Here is a 19,076-nt window from a genome sequence, read left to right as displayed (position 1 = left end):
CGACGCCATGACGCTCACCGAACACGTCCGCAGCCGCTTCGGCATCCTGGGCGACATCGGCACCGCCAACCGCGACGTGATGTTCGCGATCGGCATCCTGCTGGTCCTGGCGGTGCTGTTCCTGCCGGTGCCGTCCTGGCTGCTCGACGTCGGGCTGACCGTGTCGATCGCCGTCAGCGTGCTGATCCTGATGGTGTCCCTGTGGATCGCCAAGCCGCTGGACTTCTCGTCCTTTCCGACGGTGCTGCTGGTGGTCACCATGCTGCGCCTGGCCCTCAACATCGCCTCCACCCGGCTGATCCTCAGCGAGGGCCACGGCGGCACCGGCGCCGCCGGCCATGTGATCCAGGGCTTCAGCCAGTTCATCATGGGCGGCAACTTCGTCATCGGCGTGGTGATCTTCTGCATCCTCGTGGTCATCAACTTCGTGGTGATCACCAAGGGCGCCACGCGCATCGCCGAGGTGGGGGCGCGCTTCACCCTGGACGCCATCCCCGGCAAGCAGATGGCCATCGACGCCGACCTGTCGGCGGGCATGATCGACGACGTGGAGGCGCGCCGCCGCCGCAAGGAGCTGGAGGACGAGAGCACCTTCTACGGCGCCATGGACGGCGCGTCGAAGTTCGTGCGCGGCGATGCCGTGGCGGGGCTGATCATCACCGCCATCAACGTGCTGGGCGGCATGGCCATCGGCATCGTCCAGCAGGGCATGAGCTTCGAGAGCGCCGCCGCCGCCTACACCACCCTGACGGTCGGCGACGGGCTGGCGACGCAGATCCCCGCCCTGGTGGTGTCGCTGGCCGCCGGCCTGCTGGTCACCAAGGGCGGCAACGCCGGCTCCGCCGACAAGGTGGTGATCGACCAGCTCGGCGCCCATCCCAAGGCGCTGATGGTGGCGGGCGGCCTGCTCGCCGCGCTGGCGCTGACGCCGGGCCTGCCGCTGCCGCCCTTCCTGGCGGTGGCCGCCGCCTTCGGCGTGCTGGGCTGGTACATGCCGCGCCGCCGCGCCCGCCTCACCGCCCTGGCGAAGCTGGAGGAGAGCCGCCGCCCCGCCGCCGCCGCCCCGGAGGAGCCGGTGGAGGAGATGCTGAAGGTCGACGAGGTGAAGGTGGAGGTAGGCAGCCACCTGGTGCCGCTGATCCTCAACAAGAACGGCCCGCTGACCGGCAAGGTGAAGACGCTGCGCAAGCGTTTCGCGGTGGAGTTCGGCTTCGTCCTGCCGTCGGTGCGCATCAAGGACTCCAGCTTCCTGGCGCCCAAGAGCTATGTGGTGTCGGTGATGGGGGTGGAGGTCGCCCGCGGCGAGGTGCGGCCCAAGCACCTGCTGGCCATCGACCCCACCGGCGGCGAGGTGGCCGACATCCAGGGCGAGGCGACGCGCGAGCCCACCTTCGGCCTGCACGCCCGCTGGATCGACCCGTCGCGCCACGAGGAGGCGGTGGCCAGGGGCTACACCGTGGTCGATCCGGAAAGCGTCATCACCACCCACCTGACCGAGGTCATCAAGGACCACCTGCCGACGCTGCTGACCTTCGGGGCGCTGCAAAAGCTGGTCGACGGGCTGGGGCGGGAGTACCAGAAGCTGATCAGCGACATGGTGCCCAGCCAGATCTCCATGGTCGTGCTCCAGCGCGTGCTCCAGGCGCTGCTGGCCGAGCGGGTGTCCATCCGCAACCTGCCCGCCATCGTCGAGGCCGTCGCCGAGGCGGTGGGCTGGACGCGCCACATCACCCTGATCACCGAGCATGTGCGCACCCGTCTGGGCCAGCAGATCTGCCAGGGCCTGACCGGGCCGGACGGTTTCGTGCCGGTGATCGCGCTGTCGCCGCGCTGGGAACAGGCGCTGCTCGACAGCATCGTGGTGGAGGGGGACGACCGCCGCTTCGCCATGCCGCCCAGCCAGGTGCAGGAGTTCCTGACCGCCCTGCGCCTGACCATCCAGAAGCACGCGACACCGCAGGTGTGGCCGGCCCTGCTGGTGGGGGCGGAGGTGCGGCCCTTCGTGCGCTCGCTGCTGGAGCGGGTCAGCCCGATGACGCCGGTGCTGAGCCACGGGGAACTGCACCGCAAGGCGTCCGTCAAGACCATCGACCAGGTCTGACCGGCCATGGACCCGCTGGCGCAGATGCTCACGCAGGAGGTCTTCCGGGCCTTCCTGGTCTTCGTGCGGGTCGCCGCCGCCATCGGCGTCCTGCCGGGGTTCGGCGAGAGCGCGGTGCCCGTCCGGGTGCGCCTGGCGGTGGCGCTGATCGTCACCCTGATCCTGCTGCCCGCGGTCCCCGGCCTGCCCGAGCGGATCCCCGACGACCCGGTGGAATTGCCGGCGCTGTTCGCCGGCGAGATGCTGATCGGCCTGTTCCTCGGTCTCGGGGCGAAGCTGTTCCTGTCGGCCCTTCAGGTGGCGGGGGGCCTGGCCGCGCAGGCGGTCGGCCTCGGCAACCCCTTCGCGGTGGACGCCGGCGGGTTCGAGGGCGGTTCGGTGCTGTCGGGCGTGCTGCTGATCGGCGGGCTGGCGCTGCTGTTCGCCACGGACGTCCATTACCTGATGATCGGCGCGCTCGCCCGCTCCTACGGCACCTGGCCCGCCGGGGTGTTCCCGGAGACGGCGGAGCTGGCCCGCCGCTTCGCCGAGCTGGTCGCCGTCACCTTCCGCCTGGGGGTCGCCCTGGCGACGCCGTTCCTGCTGTTCGGGCTGGTGGTCAATGTGGCGCTGGGGCTGGTGAACCGGGTGATGCCGGCCATGCCCGTCTATTTCGTCGGCACGCCCGTGCTGCTGCTGGTCGGCCTGACCCTGTTCATGGTGACGGCGGGGGCCATGCTGACCGGCTTCACCGACGCGCTCTCCCAATGGCTGGACGGACGGTGAGGCGGCGCGGTGGCGGAGCAGAACGACGAGCAGAAAACCGAGGAACCGACCGAGAAACGCCTGCGCGAGGCGACGGACAAGGGCGACGTGCCGCGGGCCCGCGACGTCGGCCTGCTGGCCGGCGTCGCCGCGGCCTGGCTGATCGTTCTGGTGGCGGCGCCGGGGGCCATGGCGGATCTCGCGGCCCTGCTGCTGCCGCTGATCGAGAACCCGAACGACATCCGCCTGGAAGGCTCGGCGGTGGACGTGGTGCACCGGCTGCGCTGGGTGATCGTCGGGGTCGGCGCGGCCATGCTGCCGGTGCTGGGGCTGCTGGCGGCGGGGGTGGTCGCCTCGGCGATGGGGCAGGGGCCGTTCCTGTTCGCCACCGAGCGCATCCGGCCCAAGCCGTCGCATCTGTCGCCGCGCTCCGGCCTGAAGCGGATCGTGTCGCGCCAGGCGCTGGTGGAGTTCATCAAGAGCCTGGTCAAGCTGGGGATCATCAGTGCCGCCGCGTGGTACGCCGTGGCGCCCTACATCGCTCGGACGGAGGGGACCGTGGGTATGGACGTCGCCGGCTTGCCGGAACTGCTGCGCGATGTGACGCTGCGCCTGCTGCTGGCGGTGCTGCTGGCGACCGTGCTGATGGCGGCGGTCGACGTGCTGTGGAACCGTCTGGAGTGGCGCCGGCGCCTGCGCATGAGCTTTCGCGAGATCAAGGACGAGTTCAAGCAGATCGAGGGCGATCCCCACGTCCGCGCCCGCCTGAAGGAGATCCGCCGCTCCCGCTCCAAGCAGCGCATGATGGCCAGCGTGCCGCGCGCCACCGTGGTCATCACCAACCCCACCCACTTCGCCGTGGCGCTGGAGTACGAGCGCGGCCGCATGCCCGCACCGGTGTGCCTGGCCAAGGGCGCCGACCTGATCGCCCTGCGCATCCGCGCCGTTGCCACGGAGCACGGCGTGCCCATCGTGGAGAACCCGCCGCTCGCCCGCGCCCTGCACGCCAGCGCGGAGGTGGACGCCACCATCCCGCTCCAGCACTACCAGGCCGTCGCGGAGGTCATCACCTACGTGCTGCGCCTGAAGCGGGGGCTGCCGGCCGTCCGGCCGGGCGGTTGAAGGCCGGGCGGTCGACGGCGGGTCATACCAACGGCACCTGAAGGGTGCCGTTGGTATGACCCTTTCGATCAATGCCAAGGCATTGATCTGCCGGGTTTCACGGCCGGAAAATGATGGAAGTGATCATTTTCCGGCCGTATCAGGCGCCGGGCGGGCCGCCGTCAGGGTCGGTGACGGTGGCGTGACCGGCGCGGATGCGCGCCTCCAACGCCAGGGTGTCGGGCAGCAGCTTCGCGCTGAAGAAGCGGGCGAGCGCCAGGCGGCCGGCCAGGAAGGCGGCGTCGCCTCCGCCCGCCCGGCGCCGCCGCACCGCAGCGAGCGCCATCAGCCCCCACATCCAGCCATAGGCGACCAGCGCCAGCAGCCGCAGCGTGTCCGTCGCCACCGCCGCTGCGGTGAGCGGCGAGGGGGCTTCGCCCAACCCGGCGACGGCGCCGCGCAGGCGGTCCGTCGCCGCGGCCAGCGGGGCGGCCAGGCCGGCGGTGTCGGGGTCGGCGGCCAGGGCTGCGGCGGTGCCGTCGATGGCGTCCAGCAGGCGGCGCAGCGGGCGCCCGCCGTCCATGGCCAGCTTGCGGCCCACCAGGTCCAGCGCCTGGACGCCGTTGGTGCCCTCGTAGATCTGCGTCGCGCGGACGTCGCGCACGATGCGTTCCACGTCGTTGTCGCGGATGTAGCCGTGCCCGCCCATGACCTGCTGGGCCAGCACCGCGGCCTCGAAGCCGAAGTCGGTGCCGGCCGCCTTGAGGACGGGGGTGAGCAGGGCGGCCCACCCCTCCGCCTCCCGCTGCACAGCCGGGTCGCCGCTGTGGTGTGCGCGGTCCATGGCCAGCGCCGTCCACAGGGCGAGCGCGCGGCCGGCCTCGGTCAGGGCGCGGGCGGTCAGCAGCATGCGGCGCACGTCGGGATGGGCGGTGATGGGGTCGGCGGGCCGGTCGGGGGCGTGCGGGCCGTCGGGGGCGCGGCCCTGCAGCCGGTCGCGGGCGTAGGCTTCCGCCATCCCGGTGGCGGCCTCGCCGGCGCCGATGCCCTGGACGGCGACGAACAGGCGTTCGTGGTTCATCATGGTGAACATGGCGGGCAGGCCGCGGTGCGCCTCCCCCACCAGCCAGCCGGTGGCGCCGTCGTAGGCCACCACGCAGGTGGGCGAGGCGTGCAGGCCCATCTTCGCCTCCACCGACAGGACCCGCCAGGCGTTGCGCGCCCCGTCCGGCAGCGCCCGCGGCACCAGGAACAGGCTGATGCCGCGGGTGCCCGGCGGCGCGTCGGGCAGGCGGGCCAGCACCAGATGCACCACGTTGTCGGTCAGGTCGTGGTCGGCGGCGGAGATGAACATCTTCTGCCCGGTGATCCGGTGGGTCCCGTCCCCCGCCGGTTCCGCCCGCGTGCGCAGCAGGCCCAGGTCGGTGCCCGCCTGCGGCTCGGTCAGCGCCATGGCGCCGGTCCATTCCCCGCGCACCATGGGCGGCAGCCAGCGCGCCTTCAGCGCGTCGCCGCCGTGGGCGGCGATGGCGCGCACCGCGCCTCGGGTCAGGCCCGGCACGATGGAGAAGGCGAGCCCGGCGCCGCACACCATCTCGGTGACCGCGGTGTCCAGAACCTCCGGCAACCCCTGGCCGCCGTACGCGGGATCGCCGGCCAGCCCGCCCCACTCCCCCTCCACCCAGGCGCGGTAGGCGGAGCGCAGCCCCTCCGGCAGGCGCACGCCGTCAGCCGTGCAGCGGGCACCCTCCCGGTCCGCCGGTGCGTCGGCGGGAGCGATCACCTCCTCGGTGAACCGGGCCGCCTGGCTCAGCACGTCATCGATCAGCTCCGCCGAGACCTCCGCCCATCCCGCCCCGGCGAGGACGCCCGGCGCGTCCAGCACGTCGTGCAGCAGGAAACGGAGGCTGGCCAGGGGAGCGCGGTAGGTGGGCATGGGCCGGTCCATTCCGATTGGCTGGAGGTCGCCGCGGCCGACGGCTATTCGTCGCCGGCCGATGTGATGTCCGTCATTGCGAAATCGTTGCCGACATAAAGGAGCGGAGCGTTGAGCGTACGCGCCAGGGCATAGGCGAAGCAGTCGCCGAAGTTCAGCGCGGCCGGGTGCCCCGTTCCCTTGCCGAATTTCGTATGCGCGGAGCGGGCGGCGCCCGCTTGTTCGACAGTGACCGGCTCGATGCGAAGGCGAGAGGTGGACACGAAGAGATCGAGCCGGCGCTCGGCCTCGTCGGCGGGAATTCGTTTCTTTGCCTTGAGGACGATTGCCGCCTCGACGATGTTCGCCGCCGACATCCGGGGAGCATGGGCCCGAGCGAGTATCCGTGCCATGCGCGCCGGTCCGGCTCCTTGAGGAAGATCGCCAACACGGCCGATGTGTCGACAACGATCACCGTGCGGGCGCTCCGTCTTCGTCGTAGCCGAGGATTGCGTCAGGGCTTCGGGTATCCCGATCCGGAAGGGCCGCGTAGCGGTCCCCGAGTTCGAGCAGCGCTGCGGCGATGCGGTCGGGATCCCGCCGGGTTCGTTCGCGTTCCAGACGTTCCCGCAGGGCCGACGTGACGGCGTCGGGCAGGCTCTCGCCCGTCAGGCGGGCCGGTTCGGCCGCCAGCCGGCCGGCTTCATCGCTGTGGATGGTCAGGGCCACGATAGGAAACTCCCGCTCGGCATCCGGGGGCCATGCTAGCACACGCCCGCGTTGGTTATCCCGCTCGTTAAGCGCTCTCCAGCACCATGGCGATGCCCATGCCGCCGCCGATGCACTGGGTGGCGATGGCGTGGCGGCCGCCGGTGCGGTGGAGGAGGCGGGCGGCGGTGCCGACCAGGCGGCCGCCGGTGGCGCCCAGCGGGTGGCCCAGCGCGATGGCGCCGCCGTCCATGTTCAGCCGCTCCGCCGGGATGGCGAGTTCGCGCGCGCAGGCGATGGCCTGGGCGGCGAACGCCTCGTTCATCTCCACCACGTCGATGGCATCCATGGTCAGCCGCGCGCGCGCCAGCGCCTTGCGGCAGGACTCGATGGGGCCCAGCCCCATCACGCCGGGCTCGCAACCCGACACGGCGAAGCTCCCGATGCGCGCCAGCGGCGTCAGGCCGTGGCGGGCGAGGAAGCCCTCGGTGCAGACCAGCAGCGCCGTCGCCCCGTCGGTCATCGGCGAGGACGTGCCGGCCGTCACCGTGCCGTCCTCGCGGAACGCGGGCCTGAGGGATGCCAGCTTGTCCATGGACGTCTCGCGCACGCAGCCGTCGGTGTCCACCGTCGTGCCGTCGTGCACCACCGGCACGATCTCCTCCGCCAGCCGGCCGGCGCGCTGTGCTGCCAGGGCCTTGCGCTGGCTCTCGCAGCCGAACGCGTCCTGCTCCGCGCGGGAAATGCCGAAGCGCTCGGCCACCCGCTCCGCGGTCAGCCCGACCTCGATGTAGTCGGACACCTCCTGCGGCGTCCAGGCGGGCGGCGGCAGGACGTTGAAGCCCATCATGGGCACGCGCGACATGCATTCGGTGCCGCCGCAGATGAAGGCGTCGCCCGACCCGGTGGCGATCATGCCCGCCGCCATCTGCACCGCCTGGATGGACGAGCCGCACCAGCGGTTGACCGTCGCCCCCGCCACCGTGCGGGGAAGCCCGGCCAGCATGCCGACGATGCGGCCGATGTTCAGGCCCTGCTCCCCTTCCGGGAAGGCGCAGCCCCACACCACGTCCTCGATGGCGTCGCCCGGCACGCCGGTGCGGTCGATCAGGGCGCGGATGACGGCGGCGCCCAGCGCATCGGGCCGCATGCCGGCCAGTGGCCCCTTGCGGGCGAAGGTGAAGGGGGAGCGGACATAGGCGGCGATGTAGGCGTGTTCCATGGGTGCTCGGATCTCCCTGGCGGGGCGCTACGGCACGGTTGCGGCGTAGAGCGCCCGGATCTCGGCGGCGTATTTGGCGTGGATGGTGGCGCGGCGGACCTTCATGGTCGCCGTCACCTCGTCGTCGTCATGGTCCAGTTCCTTGGTCAGCAGGTGGAAGCGGCGCACCCCGGCGACCCGGGCCAGGGTGGCGTTGGCCGCCGCCACCTCCCGGTCGATCAGGTCGCGCACCCGCTCGTGCTCGGCGAGGCTGCGGAAATGGGTGTAGGGGATGCCCTGCTCCTCCGCCCACTTGCCGACGGTTTCCGGGTCGATCTGGATCAGCGCCGCGACAAAGGGGCGGCCCTCGCCGATGACGATGCACTCCTTGACGTAGGGGCTGGCCTTCAGCGCGTTCTCGATCTCCGACGGGCTGAGGTTCTTGCCGCCGGCGGTGATCATGATGTCCTTCAGCCGGTCGACGATGACGATCTGGCCGTTCTCCATCCGCACCACGTCGCCGGTGTGCAGCCAGCCGTCGCGGATCGCCCGGGCCGTGGCCTCCGGGTTCTTGTAATAGCCCTCGAACACGGTGTCGCCGCGCACCAGCAGTTCGCCGTGCTCGCCCACCCGGCACTCCGCCCCCACCACGGGCACGCCGACGCTGCCCGGCGTGCGGGCGTTGAGGTGCTGGCCGGTGACCATGCCGGCCGTCTCGGTCAGGCCGTAGACCTCGATCAGCGGCACGCCGATGGTGCGGAAGAAGCGCACGATGAGCGGCGAGATGGGGGCGGCCCCGGTCAGGCACACGGTGGTCCGCCGCAGGCCGGTGTAGTTCAGCAGCGCCCGGAACACCAGCAGGTACCAGAAGGCGAAGACCGCCCGCGCCGGCAGCGGCCGTTCCGCCGGGGCCGTCTCCGCCCACGGCTCGCACGCCGCCAGCGCCCGCTCGAACAGGCGGCGGCGGTAGCCGCCGGCCTCGGCCATCTTGATGTGGATGGCGGAGTGCAGCTTCTCCCAGATCCGCGGCACGCCCAGGAACAGGGTGGGCGCCACCTCCCGCAGGTCCTCCTGCACGGTGCGGATGGATTCCCCGAAGTTGACCACCGAGCCGAGGTAGAGCGGCGTGAAGGTGGTCAGCATCTGCTCCGCCACATGGCAGAGCGGCAGGTAGGACAGGTGGGTGGCGTGCTCGTCCAGGCCCAGCCGCTCGATGATCGCGGGGGCCTCGGCGCGCATGTTGCGGTAGCTGAGCATCGCCCCCTTGGGCTTGCCGGTGGAGCCCGAGGTGTAGACGATCAGGCCGATGTCTTCCGGCCGCTGGGCGTCCAGCAGGGCGTCGGCCAGCAGGGGATGGCGCGCCTCGTGCTCCGCCCCCAGGCGCTCCACGGCGTCGAAGGAGAGGATGCGGTCGTCGGCGTAGTGGCGCAGCCCCTTCATGTCGATGACGATGATGTGGCGCAGCGCCGGCAGGGCGTCGGCGGCCTCCAGCACCTTGTCGGTCTGCTCCTGGTCCTCGCAGACCACGAATTCGGCGTCGGCGTGGCCCAGCACGTAGGCCACCTCGTTGGCCGGGCTGGTGGCGTAGACGCCCACCGCGACGGCGCGCACGACGCCGCAGCCGAGCTGGGCGAACACCCACTCCTGCCGGTTCTCCGACAGGATGCCCACGTGCCCCCGCTCCGACAGCCCCAGCGCCTTGAGCCCCAGGCCGAAACGCCGGGCGCGCTCGTAATAGCGGCCCCAGGAGACGGGGGTCCAGATGCCGAAATCCTTCTGGCGCAGGGCCGTGCGGTCGGGGTGGCGGCGCGCCCGCTCGCGCAGCATCTGCGGCAGGGTCAGGGACGGGATCCCGGGTGCGGTCATGACAGCCACCGTTTGCGGCGCTTGTAGTGCTTGACGTCGCGGTAGCTGCGGTGCTCGCCACCGGCCCCGCCCAGGCCCAGGTAGAACTCCCGCACGTCGCGGTCGCGGGCCAGCCGCTCCACCGGACCGTCGATGACGATGCGGCCGGTCTCCATGATGTAGCCGTAGGAGGCCACGGCGAAGGCCAGCGCCGCGTTCTGCTCCACCAGCAGCATGGACGTGCCCTGCTCGGCGTTGATGCGGGCGATGATGGCGAAGATCTCCTCCACCAGCCGCGGCGACAGGCCGAGCGAGGGCTCGTCCAGCAGGATCAGCGACGGTTCCGCCACCAGCGCCCGGCCGATGGCCAGCATCTGCTGCTCGCCCCCCGACAGGTAGCCGGCGCGCACCGACCGCCGTTCGTGCAGGTTCGGGAAATACTCGTAGACCAGGTCGAAGCGCCCGGCCGCCGACCCGGCCCGGCCGGTGCGGGCGTAGGTGGCGGCGACCAGGTTCTCCTCCACGCTCAGGTCCTCGAAGATGCGCCGGCCCTCCATGACGTGGAACAGGCCGGCGCGCACCAGCTCGTGGGGGGGCAGCCCGGCGACCGGGCGCCCGTCGAAGCGGATCGTCCCGGCGCTGATGGCGCCGTTCTCCAGCCCCAGCAGGTTGGACACCGCCTTCAGCGTCGTCGACTTGCCGGCCCCGTTGGAGCCGAGCAGGGCGACGATGCATCCCCGCGGCACCGTCAGCGACAGGCCGCGCAGCACCTGGACGGTCTTCTTGAAGACCACCTCGATGTTGGTGACTTCCAGCACCGGCGGCGGTGCCGCCGCGGTCTGCGCCGGGATGGGCATGGGGTTACTCCAGGGTGATCCAGTCGGAGGCCGGGACCATCAGCTTCTTCTGCACGTCCGCCCGGTAGATGCGCCCGACCGGGATCGAGTTGCCGGGGATGGAGATCGGCACGCCGATGATGCCGCCGGTGTCGAAGTCGCGGATGGTGTTGAGCGCGGCCTTGAGGTTCTTGCCCGTCAGTTCCTGCCCGCCGTCCAGGGTGCGCTTGACCGCCTCGGTCATCAGCATGGCCGTGAGGAAGCCCTGCATGTAGGCGGTGGACTGGTAGTCCGGGCGCATCTGCCGGATCTTCGCCAGCATGGGCGCCTGTCCCTCGTCGTCGTAGTAGTAGCGGTAGGGCATGACGCCCATGAAGCCGTCGGCCATCTCGCCCATCTGCTGGACCATGGAGTTGTCCATGCTCCAGAACGTGCCCATCCAGCGGCTGGCGATGCCCATCTGCCGGGCCTGGGTGATGAACTCGGGGATGGGGGCCAGCACGTAGCCGTGGAAGATGGTGTAGTCCGGCGCGGCGCGGCGCAGCTTCAGCACCTCGGTGGAGACGTCGACGCTGCCCGGCGGGGTGACGATGGTCTCCACCACCTTCAGCCCCAGCTCGCCGGCCCGCCTGGCGGAGGTGGCGATGGGGTCGCGCCCGAACTCGGTGTCGGAATGGACGAAGGCGACCTTGGCGTTCGGCTTCTCGTTGGCGATGTAGCGCAGCAGGATGCCGAACATCTCGGTGTAGTCGGGGCCGGCCATGAACTGCAGGGGGAACTTGGCCGGGTCGTTCAGTTCGGTGGCGAAGGAGGCGCCGGCCATGATGGCGCTGCCCAGGCGCTCCAGCTCCGGGTTGATGGTCTTGGAAAAGGCGGTGGAATCGCCGTAGTAGAGGTTGGGCTTCTCCTGCGCCGCGATCTTGTTGAAGGCGGCGACCGAGGCGTCGACCTTGTAGGCGGTGTCCTCGTAGACGTAGCGCAGCTTGCGGCCGTGGACGCCGCCGGCGTCGTTGACGATCTTCACGTAGTCGGAGATGCCCGCGTGGATGCCGATGCCGGCGAAGGCGAAGACGCCGGTCATCGGGATCGACCCGCCCAGCACGATGTCGCCGGCCGCCTGTGCCCGCGCCGGCGCGGCACCGCCCGCCGCCAGACCGGCGGCCAGCGCCAGCGCCCCCAGTGAGCGTCGCGTGAGTGTCAGCATCAATGGTTCCTCCCTCGTTTTGTTGTCGGTTGCGCGTCAGGTGCGGAAGGGCCAGAGGTGGAAGGCGCGCCGGGTGCGCCGCCACATCTCGGCCAGCCCCTGCGGTTCGAAGATCAGGAAGCCCACGATCAGCGCGCCGAAGACGACGGTGCGCACCGGCGACAGCAGCACCACCGCGTCCGGCCAGACCGGCGCGACGGCGCCGACCAGCAGTTTCAGCACTTCCGGCACCAGGGTCATGAAGACGGCGCCGAGGATGCCGCCGAGGATGGTGCCCATGCCGCCGACGATGATCGCCGCCAGGAAGAAGATGGACAGGATCAGCGGGAAGCTCTCCGGCGTCACCACGCGGAAGAAATAGGCCCACAGGCCCCCCGCCACCCCGGCGTAGAAGGAGGCCAGCGCGAAGCTCGTCAGCTTCCAGCGCAGCAGCGGGATGCCCAGCACCTCGGCGGAGATGTCGCGGTCGCGGATGGCGATGAAGGCGCGCCCGACCCGCGTGCGGAACAGGTTGGCGGCACCCAGCAGCATCAGCACCGCCACCGGCATGATGACCCAGTACAGCTTGAACGGCGTGTCCAGCGCGATGCCCGCCAGGGTGGCCGGCGGCACGGTGATGCCGCGCACGCCGTTGGTCACGCTGTCCCAGTTGGCGAAGACGAAGTGCAGGATGAAGGACGCGGCGATGGTGGCGATGGCGAGGTAGAGCCCCTTCACCCGCAGGCTGGGCAGGCCGAACACCGTTCCCGCCGCTGCCGCCGCCAGCCCGGCCAGCGGCAGGTTGACGAAGAACGGCGTGCCCAGCCGGTTCTCCAGCAGCGCCACCGTGTAGGCACCCACCCCCATGAAGGCGGCCTGCCCCAGGCTGACCAGCCCGGTGTAGCCGGTGAGGATGTTCAGCCCCGTGGCGGCGATGACGTTGATGGCGGCCAGGCAGGCCAGGAAGGCCCAGTACTGGTCGGCGGCGAAGGGGAACAGCACCAGGGCGGCCAGCAGGGCGGCGAACCAGCGGCGCTGCACCGCGCTGTCGAACAGGGCCTCGTCGGCGGCGTAGCTTTCCTTGGCGGAGGCGATGCGCATGGGGCTAGAGCCTCTCGATCTCGCGGGTGCCGAACAGCCCGTAGGGGCGCACCATCAGCACCGCGACCAGCAGGGAAAAGGTGGCGAGCAACTTGTACTCGCCGCCGAGATAGAAGCCGGCCAGCGCCTCGATCAGCCCGATCAGCAGCCCGCCGACCAGGGCGCCGGGCACGCTGTCCAGCCCGCCGACGATGACCACCACCAGCACCGACAGGCCGAACACCCCCATGGTGGAGGAGATGCCGCCGATCGCCCCGACCAGGATGCCGGCCCCGGCGGCGACCACGCAGGCGATCACCCAGGCCAGCGAGAAGACGCCGGGCACGTTGATCCCCACGGAATAGGCGGCGGCCCGGTCGCCGGCGGTGGCGCGCAGGGCGACGCCGCCGCGCCAGGTGCGGAACAGCACCATGAAGACGGTGATGACGGCGGCCGCCACCAGGAAGCCGTAGGCGATCTTGGGCGCCAGGAACGCCTCGCCGATGAACACGGGGGTGGCGGGCATGAACTCCGGCAGGCGGCGGGGATCGGCGGTCCACAGGATCTCCACCAGCCCCACGAGGATGCTGCCCAGCCCCACCGTCACCATGAAGACCGCGATGGGGCTCTCGCCCAGCATCGGCCGGATGACCAGCCGTTCCGTGACCGCCCCGAACACCCCGGCCACCGCCAGGGCGCCGAGGGCCGCCGCCCACCAGGGCAGGGCCAGGGTGGCCGTGAACCCGAAGAAGGCGTAGGCGCCCAGCATCAGGATCTCGCCGATGGCCAGATTCACCACGCGGGTGGCCTTGTAGATGATCACGAAGGCCAGCGCCGTCAGGGCGTAGAGCCCGCCGGTGCCGAGGCCGGCCAGGCTGACCTCGGCCAGGAGGAGCCAGTCGAACGTCATCGCCCGCCCCCCTCGCGCATCGCCGCCGCCGGTTCCATCACGCCACCTTCCGGGCATCGGCGGCGAAGCGGCGGCGCAGGTCGTCGACGTTGCCGGAGCCGAGATAGGCGGCGATCACCTCGGGGTTCGCCTGCACGTCGCGCGGCAGCCCCTGCGCGATCACCTGGCCGAAGTTCAGCACCACCACATGGTCGGAGATGTCCATGACCATGCCCATGTCGTGCTCCACCATCAGCACGGTGACGCCCCATTCCTCGCGCACGTCGAGGATGAAGCGCGCCATGTCCTCGGTCTCCTCCCGGTTCATGCCGGCCACCGGCTCGTCCAGCATCAGCACCCGCGGCCGCATGGCGAGCGCGCGGGCCAGCTCCACCCGCTTCTGCAGGCCGTAGGACAGGGACCCCACGGGAGCCTTGCGGATGTGGTCGATCTCCAGGAAGTCGATGATCCGCTCCTCCACCTCGCGGCGCAGCTCCATCTCCTCGCGCCGGGCGCGGCCGAAATAGAACAGGGCGTCGAGCAGGCCGGTGCGCATGTGGGCGTGGCGGCCCAGTTTGATGTTGTCGAGCACCGTCATGCCGCGGAACAGCGCGATGTTCTGGAAGGTGCGGGCGAGGCCCAGCCGGGCGCGCTCGGGCGGGTGCAGGCGGTCGATGGCCCGCCCCTCGACGCGCACCGAACCGCCGCGCGGCCGGTAGAAGCCGGAGATGGCGTTGAACAGCGAGGTCTTGCCCGCCCCGTTCGGCCCGATGACCGAGGTGATCGAGCCCGGCGCCACCGGGAAGCTGACGCCGTTCAGCGCCAGCACGCCGCCGAAGGCCAGCGTCAGCCCGTCCACCTCCAGGATGGGGGAGTCAGCGGCCATGGAAGTCCGCTCCCCGCCGGGCGAAGAAGGCGTCCACCCCCTCGCGGAAGTCCGCGGTGGCGGCCGAGGCGCGGAACGCCTCCTCCTCCGCCGCCAGTTGGTCGGGCAGGGTGGCGGTCCAGGACCGCCGCAGCAGGTCCTTGATGCGGCCGAACGCGGCGGTGGGGCCGGCGGCCAGCCGCTCCGCCAGCGCCGCCGCCTCGCCGGCCAGGGCCGCCGCCGGGACCACCCGGTTGACCAGGCCCAGCGCCAGCGCCTCGCCCGCGTCGATGGTGTCGGCCAGCAGCGCCAGTTCCATGGCCTTGCGCAGCCCGACCAGGCGGGGGAGGTGATAGGTGCCCGACCCGTCGGGGGTGGCGCCGATGCGGGCGTAGGCCAGGGTGAAGCGGGCGTCGTCGGCGGCGATGCAGAGGTCGGCGGCCATGGCGAGGCTCATCCCCGCCCCGGCGACCGGCCCGTGCACCGCCGCCAGCACCGGTGCGCGCATGGCCGCCATCACCTCGATCGCCGCGTGCAGCGGGCCGATGATGGCCCCGGCCGTCTCCGGCCCGCGCGCCGGGTCGGCGCGGAAGCGGGCGAGGTCGCCGCCGGCCATGAAGCCGCGCCCCTCGCCGGTGATCACCACGGCGCGCACCGTCCCATCCGCGGCCACCGTGCGGCACGCCTCCAGGAAGGCGGCGGCCGTCGCCTCGTCAATGGCGTTGAGGACCTGCGGGCGGTTCAGATGCAGCCGGGCAACCGCCCCCGCCCGGTCCAGGCGGACCGGTTCGCTCTCGTTCGACACGCTGTCCTCCCCTCGTCGGCGTTCATCGCCGGATCGTTGTGCGGTTCGTCAGCGTCCGGCCGGCGGCGGCGTGCGGGCGCTGACGTGGTCGTGGAAGAGCCGCTCCACCGGCTGCTCCAGGTCCTTGCCCAGCCGCTCGAAGCCGCGGCGGAAATCGTGGACGTGGCGGCGCATCCAGGCGCCGGCCTCGGCAACGTCGCCGGCGCGGATCGCCTCGAAGACGCGGGTGTGGGCCTCGATCATGCGGGCGGGGGCGACGGGCACCTCCTCCGCCAGCATGTGCGAGGTCGGCTGGAACAGCAGCCCCAGGGGCTCGCGCGACAGCTCGATCACCCGGTTGCCCGAGGCGCGTCCGATCAGCGCGTGGAACTCCGTGTCCAGTTCCGCCAGGAGTGCGGGGTCGCCCACCGCCCGGCGCGACCGCTCCAGGTTCCCGGCGATGGCGTCGAGAACCTCGGGGCGGGCGTGGGTGCAGGCCAGTTCCGCCGACATGGGCTCGATGGCCATGGTAGCCTCCCACAGCTCGCGGAAGGTCACCTGGTGCAGCACCAGCGCCCGGCTGATGCGGCTGGCCAGCTTGGTGTAGCGGGGCAGGCTGGCGAACAGGCGGCGGCTGCCGTCCCGCTGGATCAGCCCCGACTGCTCCAGCATGCGGATGCCTTCGCGCACGGTGGAGCGGTTGACGCCGAACTGGCGCACCAGATCGGCCTCGGTGCCGATGGGGGCGCCGGGCGCCAGCCGGCCCGACATGATCTCCCGCTCGATCGCCTCCGCCACCCGCTGGTAGGCGGGGCGGTGGTCGATGCGTCCGAACAGCCCGTCTGCGGGCTCCGTCCCGTCCGACAGCGCGGCCACGGCCGGTATCCTCCTCCCCGCCCACCCCGGCCGCTCTGTCCGGCGGCCTTCGGGTGGATTGTATGCTTGTCGGACAAAGTAACCGAGCGTCCACACACTGTCAATTAGGCGGATTGTCTGTCTTGCGTACGGATGATGCGAGCATGGCCACCGCCGCCGCAGCTCCGGCCAGGACGAGGATGCCGGTGCGCAGGCCCGCCCCGGATGCGATCAACCCGATCACCGGCGGCCCCAGGAGGAAGCCGCCGTACCCGGCGGTGGCCGCCATGGCCACACCGGCCGCGGCGGGTCCGCCCTGGCGGGCGGCGGCGCTGAAGACCGCGGGGACGACGTTGGCCAGCCCCAGCCCGACCAGCCCGAAGCCGATGGAGGCGGGCACCGGCCCCGGCATCGCCGCCGCCAGGGCCAGCCCCGCCGCGGCCAGGGTGCCGCCGGCCAGCACCACCCGCGGCGCGCCCAGCGCGTGCAGCAGCCGGTCGCCGGTCAGCCGGCCGGCCAGCATGCACAGGGAGAAGGCGGCGTAGCCCGCCGCCGCCGCCCGGCCGGCACCGCCGACGGTCGCCAGATAGACAGCGCTCCAGTCCGCCATCGCGCCTTCCACCAGCATGCAGGCCAGCGCCGCGGCGCACAGGCCCAGCATGGCGCGCCGGGGCAACGCCAGGGGCGTGCCGTGCCCCGGCGCCGGGGCGCCGCCGCGCAGGTGCGGTGCGCCGGCCGCCACGACGGCGGCGGCGATCAGGGCGGGACCCCACAGGCCGGCGGCGTCTCCCAGCCCGGCGAAGGCGGCGCCCAGCACGGCGCCGGCGAAGCCGCCCAGGCTGAAGGCGGCGTGGAAGGACGACATGATGGGACGGCCGCGCCGCACCTCCAGGCCGCTGGCGTGGGCGTTCATCGCCACGTCGACGGTGCCGTTGGCGGCACCGGTGGCGAAGGCCAGCAGGCACAGGGCGGCCAGGCCGCCGGCCAGCGGCAGGGTGGCCAGGGCGGCGGCGAACGCCAGCCCCGCCGCGGCGGTGGTCCGGCCGGTGTCGAGGCGCGCCGCCGCCAGCCCGACCAGCGGCATGGCGGTGACCGCTCCGGCGGCGAAGGCCAGCAGCACCAGGCTCAGGCGCCCCTCGGACAGGGCCAGCGCGTCGCTCAGGCGCGGGATCGCCGCGGCCCAGGCGCCGATGCCCAGGCCGTTGGCGAAGAAGACCCCGGTGGTGGCGGCCCGTTCCAGGGCGAAGGGGGAGGGCAGGGCGATGGCGCGCAAGGCCTCAACCCTCCTCTGCGCCGCCGCCGCCGCCGGGGGCGCGGTGGATGCGCACGCCGAGCGCCCGGAACGGCTCCAGCGCCGCGTCGGGCGCGTCGTCCTCCACCACCAGGTCGGCCAGGGCGCCGGCCGGGGCCACCAGGTGCGGTGCGGCGCTGGCCAGCTTGTCGGTGGTCACGGCGGCGGCCACCGCCCCGGCGGCGGCGACCAGGCGGCGTTTCATCACCGCGTCCTCGTACCCGAAGGTGGCGATGCCGTTGCCGGCGTCGACGGCGCACACGCCCAGCAGCAGCAGGTCCGGCCGCATCTCCGCGACGGCCTGCAACGCTCCTGCGCCGAGGGCGGCACCGGTCTGCGGATCCACGCGGCCGCCGACGACGATCAGGTCAATGCCGGGCCGCCCCACCAGGGTGGCGGCGATCACCGGATCGTGGGTGGCCGCGGTGATGCCCGCCCCCTCGGGAAGGGCGCGGGCCGCCGCCAGGGTGGTGGAGCCCGCGTCGATGAAGACGAAACGCCCCGGCGGCACCAGGGCCGCCAGCCGGGCGCCCAGCGCCTGCTTGCGCCGCACCGCCTCCCCCCGCCGCTCCCCGGCGCTGCCCGAGGCGGGCGAGACGGCGAGCGCGCCGCCGTACACCCGCTGGCACAGCCCCGCCGCCGCGAGGTCGCGCAGGTCGCGCCGGATCGTATCCTCCGATGTGCCGAACACCTGCGCCAGGTCACCGGCCAGAACCCGGCCGTCGCGTGCCAGGCGCTCCAGAATCGCCCGCTGGCGCTGCTGCGGCAGCGCACCCGCGGTGTCCGTCCTGGGGATCATGGTAAGAACTCTCAATCGTGCATAAACTTGTGCAATCATGCATAAACGTGCAGAAGCGGTCAAGAGTCGTTCCACGGGGGCGCCGGCCGGTGCCCCCCTTTGCCTCTGCGCCGGAGATGTTCAAAGCCCGCCGGATACCCTCAGCACCGCGCCGGTCACGTAGGCGGCCTTGTCCGACAGCAGCCACAGGACCGCCTCGGCGATCTCGTCCGGTTCACCGACGCGTCCCATGGGCACCCGCCCGGCGACGCGGGCCGGTCGGTCGGGGTCGCCCCCGGCGGCGTGGATGCCGGTGTGCACGGTGCCCGGAGCGACGGCGTTGACCCGCACCCCCGCCGCCGCCGTTTCCCGTGCGAGACCGACGGTGAACCCCTCGACGGCGGCTTTCGTTGCGGCGTAATGCACGTACTCGTGGGGTGACCCGAGCGTCGCCGCGATCGAGGAGATGTTGACCATCCGTCCCGCCGTGGCCCGGCGCTCCCAGCGCCGCACCGCTTCCCCGGCGCACAGCATGGTGCCGAGGACGTTGACGTCGAGCACCCGGCGCAGGGTTGCAAAGTCGAGATCCCGGAACGGGCCGATTCGCCCGGTGATGCCGGCGTTGTTGACCAGGGCCGTCACCGGCCCGAACGCCCTTTCGGCCACATCGAACAAGGTTCGGGCGGCGGCGGGATCGGCGACGTCCGCCTGCACGGCGACGGCGCACCGGCCGCTCTCCTCCAACTCCCGTTCCAGGGTGCGGGCCGCCGCGGCGTCGCGGCCGTAGCTGAAGCACACGGCGTAGCCGGTGTGCGCCGCCAACCTCACCACGGCAGCGCCGATCCCGCGGCTGCCTCCGGTCACGACAAGGACGTCGGGTGTATCCATCATGCTGCGGTC

General features: G+C 72.1%; 18 protein-coding genes. 3 read left to right on the top strand and 15 right to left on the bottom strand.

Annotated features, from left to right (window positions below):
- The first annotated feature begins 7 nt into the window (after positions 1 to 7).
- Genes flhA through flhB form a run of 3 tightly spaced genes read left to right on the top strand, consistent with a single transcriptional unit; the run spans position 8 to position 3,967 of the window.
- On the top strand, positions 8 to 2,101 hold the full coding sequence (gene flhA / locus G472_RS0112930) for a flagellar biosynthesis protein FlhA (protein WP_029008741.1): 2,094 nt from the start codon (positions 8 to 10) through the stop codon (positions 2,099 to 2,101).
- Positions 2,102 to 2,107: 6 nt separating this feature from the next.
- Positions 2,108 to 2,866: a flagellar biosynthetic protein FliR gene (locus G472_RS0112925; RefSeq protein ID WP_029008740.1), complete on the top strand. Its 759-nt coding sequence runs from the start codon at positions 2,108 to 2,110 to the stop codon at positions 2,864 to 2,866.
- A 9-nt stretch (positions 2,867 to 2,875) separates the two neighbouring features.
- Positions 2,876 to 3,967, top strand: coding sequence for a flagellar biosynthesis protein FlhB (gene flhB / locus G472_RS0112920; RefSeq protein WP_029008739.1), 1,092 nt, complete (start codon positions 2,876 to 2,878; stop codon positions 3,965 to 3,967).
- Positions 3,968 to 4,106: 139 nt separating this feature from the next.
- Here flhB and G472_RS0112915 read toward each other — a convergent pair whose 3' ends face one another.
- The 15 genes from G472_RS0112915 to G472_RS0112845 all read right to left on the bottom strand — a co-directional run bounded on the left by G472_RS0112915 (position 4,107) and on the right by G472_RS0112845 (position 19,067).
- Positions 4,107 to 5,882 (bottom strand): acyl-CoA dehydrogenase, encoded by a 1,776-nt coding sequence (locus G472_RS0112915; protein ID WP_029008738.1) that lies wholly within the window; start codon positions 5,880 to 5,882, stop codon positions 4,107 to 4,109.
- Between the two features lie 44 nt (positions 5,883 to 5,926).
- Positions 5,927 to 6,274, bottom strand: coding sequence for a type II toxin-antitoxin system VapC family toxin (locus G472_RS32910; protein WP_245593477.1), 348 nt, complete (start codon positions 6,272 to 6,274; stop codon positions 5,927 to 5,929).
- A gap of 58 nt (positions 6,275 to 6,332) precedes the next feature.
- Positions 6,333 to 6,590: a type II toxin-antitoxin system VapB family antitoxin gene (locus tag G472_RS0112905; protein ID WP_029008737.1), complete on the bottom strand. Its 258-nt coding sequence runs from the start codon at positions 6,588 to 6,590 to the stop codon at positions 6,333 to 6,335.
- A gap of 67 nt (positions 6,591 to 6,657) precedes the next feature.
- The gene (locus tag G472_RS0112900; RefSeq protein ID WP_029008736.1) at positions 6,658 to 7,791 is read right to left on the bottom strand and encodes a thiolase family protein; all 1,134 of its coding nucleotides are present in this window, start codon (positions 7,789 to 7,791) and stop codon (positions 6,658 to 6,660) included.
- A gap of 27 nt (positions 7,792 to 7,818) precedes the next feature.
- Positions 7,819 to 9,636 carry an AMP-dependent synthetase/ligase gene (locus G472_RS0112895; protein WP_029008735.1) on the bottom strand — a complete coding sequence of 606 codons (1,818 nt, stop codon included), beginning with the start codon at positions 9,634 to 9,636 and terminating at the stop codon, positions 7,819 to 7,821.
- Positions 9,633 to 10,472, bottom strand: coding sequence for an ABC transporter ATP-binding protein (locus tag G472_RS0112890; protein ID WP_051340756.1), 840 nt, complete (start codon positions 10,470 to 10,472; stop codon positions 9,633 to 9,635). The genes G472_RS0112895 and G472_RS0112890 overlap by 4 nt, the downstream gene beginning before the upstream one ends.
- Before the next feature lie 4 nt (positions 10,473 to 10,476).
- A complete protein-coding gene (locus G472_RS0112885; RefSeq protein WP_051340755.1) occupies positions 10,477 to 11,655 on the bottom strand; it encodes an ABC transporter substrate-binding protein in 1,179 nt (392 codons plus the stop codon).
- Between the two features lie 36 nt (positions 11,656 to 11,691).
- Positions 11,692 to 12,735, bottom strand: coding sequence for a branched-chain amino acid ABC transporter permease (locus G472_RS0112880; protein ID WP_029008732.1), 1,044 nt, complete (start codon positions 12,733 to 12,735; stop codon positions 11,692 to 11,694).
- Between the two features lie 4 nt (positions 12,736 to 12,739).
- The gene (locus G472_RS0112875) at positions 12,740 to 13,624 is read right to left on the bottom strand and encodes a branched-chain amino acid ABC transporter permease (RefSeq protein WP_029008731.1); all 885 of its coding nucleotides are present in this window, start codon (positions 13,622 to 13,624) and stop codon (positions 12,740 to 12,742) included.
- Between the two features lie 37 nt (positions 13,625 to 13,661).
- Entirely contained in the window at positions 13,662 to 14,489 is an 828-nt protein-coding gene (locus G472_RS0112870) for an ABC transporter ATP-binding protein (RefSeq protein ID WP_029008730.1), read from the bottom strand.
- Positions 14,479 to 15,273, bottom strand: a complete 795-nt coding sequence (locus G472_RS0112865; protein ID WP_029008729.1) for an enoyl-CoA hydratase/isomerase family protein — start codon at positions 15,271 to 15,273, stop codon at positions 14,479 to 14,481. Before G472_RS0112865 ends, G472_RS0112870 begins: the two co-directional genes overlap by 11 nt.
- 48 nt (positions 15,274 to 15,321) lie before the next feature.
- Positions 15,322 to 16,128 carry a FadR/GntR family transcriptional regulator gene (locus G472_RS32905; RefSeq protein ID WP_245593476.1) on the bottom strand — a complete coding sequence of 269 codons (807 nt, stop codon included), beginning with the start codon at positions 16,126 to 16,128 and terminating at the stop codon, positions 15,322 to 15,324.
- 100 nt (positions 16,129 to 16,228) lie between these two features.
- Positions 16,229 to 17,380 (bottom strand): MFS transporter, encoded by a 1,152-nt coding sequence (locus G472_RS32900; protein ID WP_035692281.1) that lies wholly within the window; start codon positions 17,378 to 17,380, stop codon positions 16,229 to 16,231.
- A 4-nt stretch (positions 17,381 to 17,384) separates the two neighbouring features.
- Positions 17,385 to 18,197 carry a DeoR/GlpR family DNA-binding transcription regulator gene (locus G472_RS32895; RefSeq protein ID WP_051340754.1) on the bottom strand — a complete coding sequence of 271 codons (813 nt, stop codon included), beginning with the start codon at positions 18,195 to 18,197 and terminating at the stop codon, positions 17,385 to 17,387.
- Between the two features lie 120 nt (positions 18,198 to 18,317).
- Positions 18,318 to 19,067 (bottom strand): SDR family oxidoreductase, encoded by a 750-nt coding sequence (locus G472_RS0112845; RefSeq protein WP_245593475.1) that lies wholly within the window; start codon positions 19,065 to 19,067, stop codon positions 18,318 to 18,320.
- Positions 19,068 to 19,076 lie beyond the last annotated feature (9 nt).

The sequence above is a fragment of the Azospirillum halopraeferens DSM 3675 genome, from assembly GCF_000429625.1.
Classification (GTDB): Bacteria; Pseudomonadota; Alphaproteobacteria; order Azospirillales; family Azospirillaceae; genus Azospirillum; species Azospirillum halopraeferens.
The sequence above is the reverse complement of the archived record's forward strand: the minus strand, read 5'-3'. Positions and strand labels throughout refer to the sequence as shown.

What these genes read in the sequence shown, in the direction of transcription:
- flhA (WP_029008741.1), top strand. Translation starts at nt 8, where the DNA reads ATGACGCTCACCGAACACGTCCGCAGCCGCTTCGGCATCCTGGGCGAC.
- G472_RS0112925 (WP_029008740.1), top strand. Translation starts at nt 2,108, where the DNA reads ATGGACCCGCTGGCGCAGATGCTCACGCAGGAGGTCTTCCGGGCCTTC.
- G472_RS0112915 (WP_029008738.1), bottom strand. Translation starts at nt 5,882, where the DNA reads ATGCCCACCTACCGCGCTCCCCTGGCCAGCCTCCGTTTCCTGCTGCAC.
- G472_RS32910 (WP_245593477.1), bottom strand. Translation starts at nt 6,274, where the DNA reads ATGGCACGGATACTCGCTCGGGCCCATGCTCCCCGGATGTCGGCGGCG.
- G472_RS0112900 (WP_029008736.1), bottom strand. Translation starts at nt 7,791, where the DNA reads ATGGAACACGCCTACATCGCCGCCTATGTCCGCTCCCCCTTCACCTTC.
- G472_RS0112895 (WP_029008735.1), bottom strand. Translation starts at nt 9,636, where the DNA reads ATGACCGCACCCGGGATCCCGTCCCTGACCCTGCCGCAGATGCTGCGC.
- G472_RS0112890 (WP_051340756.1), bottom strand. Translation starts at nt 10,472, where the DNA reads ATGCCCATCCCGGCGCAGACCGCGGCGGCACCGCCGCCGGTGCTGGAA.
- G472_RS0112885 (WP_051340755.1), bottom strand. Translation starts at nt 11,655, where the DNA reads ATGCTGACACTCACGCGACGCTCACTGGGGGCGCTGGCGCTGGCCGCC.
- G472_RS0112880 (WP_029008732.1), bottom strand. Translation starts at nt 12,735, where the DNA reads ATGCGCATCGCCTCCGCCAAGGAAAGCTACGCCGCCGACGAGGCCCTG.
- G472_RS0112875 (WP_029008731.1), bottom strand. Translation starts at nt 13,624, where the DNA reads ATGACGTTCGACTGGCTCCTCCTGGCCGAGGTCAGCCTGGCCGGCCTC.
- G472_RS0112870 (WP_029008730.1), bottom strand. Translation starts at nt 14,489, where the DNA reads ATGGCCGCTGACTCCCCCATCCTGGAGGTGGACGGGCTGACGCTGGCC.
- G472_RS32895 (WP_051340754.1), bottom strand. Translation starts at nt 18,197, where the DNA reads ATGATCCCCAGGACGGACACCGCGGGTGCGCTGCCGCAGCAGCGCCAG.
- G472_RS0112845 (WP_245593475.1), bottom strand. Translation starts at nt 19,067, where the DNA reads ATGATGGATACACCCGACGTCCTTGTCGTGACCGGAGGCAGCCGCGGG.